This is a genomic window from Allobosea sp. 05T433, from assembly GCF_056396065.1.
In genome coordinates this window covers 1-452 of record NZ_JBFTKS010000130.1, presented here as the reverse complement: position 1 = coordinate 452, position 452 = coordinate 1, and the positions used below count along the sequence as shown (strand labels likewise).

At 67.7% G+C, this 452-nt stretch carries 1 protein-coding gene; it reads right to left on the bottom strand.

What is annotated here, in order from left to right; all coding sequences use genetic code 11:
* Window positions 1-452 (bottom strand): hypothetical protein (locus tag AC1DGP_RS35340; protein ID WP_476833310.1); only part of this gene is annotated, 452 nt, incomplete at both ends.

Here is a 452-nt window from a genome sequence, read left to right as displayed (position 1 = left end):
TTCGTCGAGACGTCGACGACGCCATCGGCGGCCACGTCGGCGCGAAGCGCCGTCAGGCTCGCAAGCGCGCTGCTGATCTGGGTCTGTACAATTCCCGCAGCCGTCACGGCCTGCCCGTAAGCTAACGCCGTTGCCGCGGCGAAGGGAGCGGCCGCGGCCGCCGCATCACGCGCGGCCAGGATCAGATCGGCAGCGGCTGCCGCCACGGAAGACCCCGGCGTCAGCGAAATACCCCCGGCCGCCGCGCTCCTTTCGAGGGCCGCGATCAGGGCAGATCTGTTGGTCAGCGTCTGATCGACGATCAGGTTCGAGATGATGCGAGGATCGGCATCCGCGACGCTGTGGACGTTCACACCCGGCTGGTTGCTCGAGGTGGTGATGGTGGGGTCGTAATTGGTATTGGTGACGACCGGTGCTCCGGGGGGGCCGAGCGGCATCATGTCGCCATCGGC